At 71.6% G+C, this 4,254-nt stretch carries 4 protein-coding genes and 1 pseudogene; all 5 read right to left on the reverse strand.

Annotated features, from left to right (window positions below; genetic code table 11):
* A pseudogene (locus tag VFM98_RS16205) lies at window positions 1-599 on the reverse strand (Tim44 domain-containing protein); the annotation flags it as partial.
* Between the two features lie 31 nt (window positions 600-630).
* Entirely contained in the window at window positions 631-1,362 is a 732-nt protein-coding gene (ubiE, locus tag VFM98_RS16210) for a bifunctional demethylmenaquinone methyltransferase/2-methoxy-6-polyprenyl-1,4-benzoquinol methylase UbiE (RefSeq protein WP_325110934.1), read from the reverse strand.
* Between the two features lie 13 nt (window positions 1,363-1,375).
* Window positions 1,376-1,786 carry a DUF971 domain-containing protein gene (locus VFM98_RS16215; protein ID WP_325110935.1) on the reverse strand — a complete coding sequence of 137 codons (411 nt, stop codon included), beginning with the start codon at window positions 1,784-1,786 and terminating at the stop codon, window positions 1,376-1,378.
* 28 nt (window positions 1,787-1,814) lie between these two features.
* Window positions 1,815-3,440, reverse strand: a complete 1,626-nt coding sequence (locus tag VFM98_RS16220) for a ShlB/FhaC/HecB family hemolysin secretion/activation protein (RefSeq protein WP_325110936.1) — start codon at window positions 3,438-3,440, stop codon at window positions 1,815-1,817.
* Between the two features lie 54 nt (window positions 3,441-3,494).
* Window positions 3,495-4,254 (reverse strand): FecR domain-containing protein (locus VFM98_RS16225; protein WP_325110937.1); only part of this gene is annotated, 760 nt, incomplete at its 5' end.

A 4,254-nucleotide genomic window follows, 5' to 3' on the forward strand; every position in this document is an offset into this window, starting at 1 on the left:
AGCACGTTGCGCTGGCCCTCCAGGCCCGAGCCGATGCGCACGCCGCTACCGGCCGGCGGCGGCTGGTCGGCGCCGAAGGTCGATTCCCAGGGCCGGGCCGAGGCGTCGTTGCCCACCTTGGCCGGGTTGTACTGCCGCAGGGGGATGGCCGAATCGGCGCTGCTGCCCGCGCCCTGGTAGGCATAGCCGCCGTGGCCGGCGGCCAGCTGGCGGCGGGCCCGCACCATGCCGATGACGGCCATGACCACCAGCGCCAGCAGCGCGATCAGCAGGAACTGGGCGAAGCCGGCGCCGAGGCCGAGGCTGCTCGCCAGCCAGGCCAGGCCCAGGCCGGCAGCCAGGCCGCCGAGCATGCCGCCCCAGCGGCTGCGGGCCGGTTGCTGCGCCGGCGCGGTGGCGCCGGGTTGCGCACTCGGGCTGCGCTGCGGCGCCGCGTTGGTGGCGCCCGGGGCCACCGCCGGCGGCGTGGCCTGGCGCTGCATCACGTTGGGCGACTGGCGGCCGATGGACATGCCGCCGCCCAGCCGGCGCGCCGCATCCGCATCCTCCACCGTGCCGAGGGCCAGGGCCATCGCCAGCATCACGGTCCAGAACTTCATCTTGCTCTCCTTCGCCGACCCGGTTGGGGGCTCAGCACTTGATTCCAACATGCAGGGCCGCCACGCCCGCCGTCATGTTGTGGTAGTCCACGTGGCCGAAACCGGCCATCTTCATCATCCCCTTGAGTTCCTCCTGGCCGGGGTGCATGCGGATCGATTCGGCCAGGTAGCGGTAGCTCGCCTCGTCGCGCGCGATGAAGCGCCCCAGCCGCGGCAGCACGTTGAAGGAATACCAGTCGTAGGCCTTCTCGAGCGGGCGCGCCACCTTGGAGAACTCCAGCACCAGCAGCTTGCCCCCGGGCTTGAGCACGCGGTGCATCTCGGCCAGGGCCTTGTCCTTGTGCGTCATGTTGCGCAGGCCGAAGCCGACGCTGACGCGGTCGAAGCTGTCCCGCGCAAAAGGCAGTTTCTCCGCGTCGCAGACCAGGGTGGGAAGGACGAGGCCGGCATCGAGCAGACGGTCGCGTCCGACGCGCAGCATGGACGCGTTGATGTCCGTGTGAACCACCATGCCGGTGCTGCCCACCTTGCGGGCGAAGGCCTGGGCCAGGTCGCCCGTGCCGCCGGCGATGTCCAGCACGCGCTGGCCGGGCTTGAGGTCCGCCACCAGCACCGTGTACGCCTTCCAGGCGCGGTGCAGGCCCATGGACATCAGGTCGTTCATCACGTCGTAGCTGGGCGCCACCGAATCGAAGACGCCGCGCACGCGGCGGGCCTTCTCACGCTCGTCGACGGTCTCGAAGCCGAAGTGGGTCTTGCTCATGGCCTTGCCTTCCTCAATGCCCGCAGGAGGGCGCCGCCTTGGCGGCCATGGGGGCGTCGCGGTCGACGCCGGCCTCCTGCAGCCGGCGCTCGTACTCCTGCCAGAGCTGCGCCTGCTGCGAACCGAGGTAGTACAGGTAGTCCCAGGAATAGATCCCGCTGTCGTGCCCGTCGGAGAAGACGGGCTTGACGGCATAGTTGCCGATCGGCTCGAGCTGGACGATGTCGACCTTGCGCTTGCCGGTCTGCAGCACCTCCTGGCCGGGGCCGTGGCCCTGCACTTCCGCCGAAGGCGAATACACGCGCATCAGCTCGAAGGGGATGCGGAACACCGAACCATCGGAAAACCCGACCTCCAGCACGCGCGAGGCGCCGTGCAGGGTGATGGATTCGGGCGAAGGAGTCTCGCTGCTCAAACCGGCCATGCTGCCAGTTTAAGCGCAGCACGGCGGTTCAGAACCGATACGAGACGTTCACGTAGAAACGATCGTCGCCGTTTTGCGGAGAGTTGGAGTTCAGCGACAACGGCACCCGGCTGCCCTGCACGATCCGGCCGTAATCGAGCGAGGCGCCGAAGCCGCCGGCGGCGTAGCGCAGCCCCGCTCCGACGCTGGCGAGCCGGTCGGACGACGGTTTGTTCAGCCCGTTGGGCTGGTTGTTCCAGAGCCGGCCGGCATCGACGAAGCCGAGCAGGCGCAGGCCGCCCGCGATCTCCGGCGTGGTGACTTCCAGGGTGGCGGAAATCCCCTTGTCGCCCGAAAGCGGCCGTTCGACGTCCGTGCCGCGCACCGAGCCGAGGCCGCCCAGGCCGAACTGCTCGCCGGAGATCAGCACGTCCGGGCTGTACTGGAACAGCGTGCGCAGCGCCCAGACCCAGGTCCGCGCGAAGGGCGCGGTGTAGCTGGCCGCCCCGCGCAGGGCCTTCCAGTGCACGGTGGCGATGCGCGGGTCCTCGCTGCGGTAGGAGGCGAGGTCGTCGTGGGCGCCGGCGCCGGTGTTGGCGGCCGCCTCGAGGCTGTAGCCCCAGACGGCGCGGTCGCTCTCCATGCGCGCGCTGTAGCCGAGGGTGATCGGGCGGCTGCGCCGGTCGAGCGCGCCGGGCGCCACCACGTCGTCGATCCTGGCGGCGTCGAACACCCGGTCGTCCAGGCCGAAGCTCACGTAGCTGCGGCGGCCACCCCGCGGCGGCAGGTACAGCGTGTAGCTCAGGCCCAGTGTGTGGCCGGCGCCGGTGCTGGTGAAGGCGCCGAAGTCGCCCACCACGTCGGAGCGGGTGTAAGTGGCGGCGACCACGCCGCCGGCGGCGTACAGCGGCGCCTTGTAGGCCAGGCCCAGCTGCTTCACGTCGCTGGTGCGCCGCAAGGAGGTGGTGTAGGCGCCGATGAACTGGTGGTCGCGGTCGAAAACGTTGGTGTGACCGGCGGTGAGCGTCACCCGGTCGTGGCCGGTGGCGGACGATCCGGCGTTGGAGGCCGCCAGGCCCAGCGTCCAAGGCCGCTGTTCGCGCACCGTGATGGTGGCGTCGACCTGGTCCGGCTGCTCCGATTCGCGCAGGCCCACCTGCAGCTGCTTGTTGGGGTTCTCGTTGGCGATCGCCGCCTGCACGGCGAGCCGCTTGAAATTGGGGGCCTCGCCTTCGCGCAGCTCGGGCAAGGTGCGGCGGACGTTGGCCTCGCTGTAGAGGTCGCGACCTTCGATCTCCACCTTGCCGACGGCGAACTTCACGATGGAGAGCCGCACGATCGCTCCCACCTCCTGCGGCGGCAGGGCGACGCGGTGCAGGCCGTAGCCGGCGTCACGGAAGGCGGCTTCGAGGGCGGCGGTGGCCTGCTGCAGCGTCTGCAGGGTCGCGTCGGGGCGCAGGAAGGGCGCCAGCACGCGCTGCGCGGCGGCGTCGCCGATCGGGTTGTCGCCCTCGAGCCGGAAGCCGCGCAGGGGGAACACCGCGGCCGGCGCGGGTTGCGCCATGGGCGGCGTGGGCTGCGCCGCCGGCTGGGCGCCTGCGCTGCCGGCCGCCAGCGCGAGCAGCACCAGCAGCGGGGGCTGCACGGCGCGCACCGGGGCGAGGCCTCTTCGCATCGTTCTTCCCGCTTCTCGTTCTTCTCGGGCGGCCATTGTGGCGGGGAGCGGCCGCTAGCGGCAGACGTTGCTGCCGCGCAGGCCCGACTCGCCGAGCACCGAAGCGGCCAGGGGATTGCGCGCGGTGGGCAGCGGCATGCGGTCGAATTCGATGAACTTCGGGATCAGCGCCGGCCGCAGCATCTCGCCGGTGCTGCCGGCGAAACCGGCCTCGCCCCGGCCGAGGTGCAGCACTTCGCGCGGGCCGGCGATCTCGATGTCGCCCTCGCGCACGAAGACGAACAGGCCGACCTCGGCATCCGACACCCCCGCCCGGGCGAACAGCTTGGCCGGCACGGTCACCTGGTCGGGCCGCACGCCCTCCACCGCGGGTTGCGTGTCCAGCGGGCGGATGCCCTGCGGCGAAATGAAGAGGCCCTGCCCCGCCTGCAGCACCTGCAGCGCGGTCTGCCCCTGCGGCGTGACGTCGATCGCGCCGAGCCAGGCCCAGACCGTGAGGCCCTCGTCGGCACCGCCGGCGCCGCTCTCGCCGGCGCAGGCCCCGCTGCACAGCACGTCGAAGCCGGTGCCGCGGATGCCGATCGCGGCGGTGGCGGTGCCGAAGCCGACGTTGCGGTGGTTGGCCCGGGCGATCAGCCCCGTCAGCGCCCGCACCGTGCCGCGCAGGATGGAGACGAGGAAGCTGCCCTCGGCCGCGTTCTGCTCGTCGTACACGAAGTTGTCGATGCGCAAGCGCGTCTGCGAGCCGAGCGTCACGCGCGATTCGTCGCGGAAGGCGAGCACGGCCTGGGCCCCGCGCGCCGTCTCCACCACG

It is taken from the genome of Ramlibacter sp. (genome assembly GCF_035706265.1).
Classification (GTDB): Bacteria; Pseudomonadota; Gammaproteobacteria; order Burkholderiales; family Burkholderiaceae_C; genus Ramlibacter.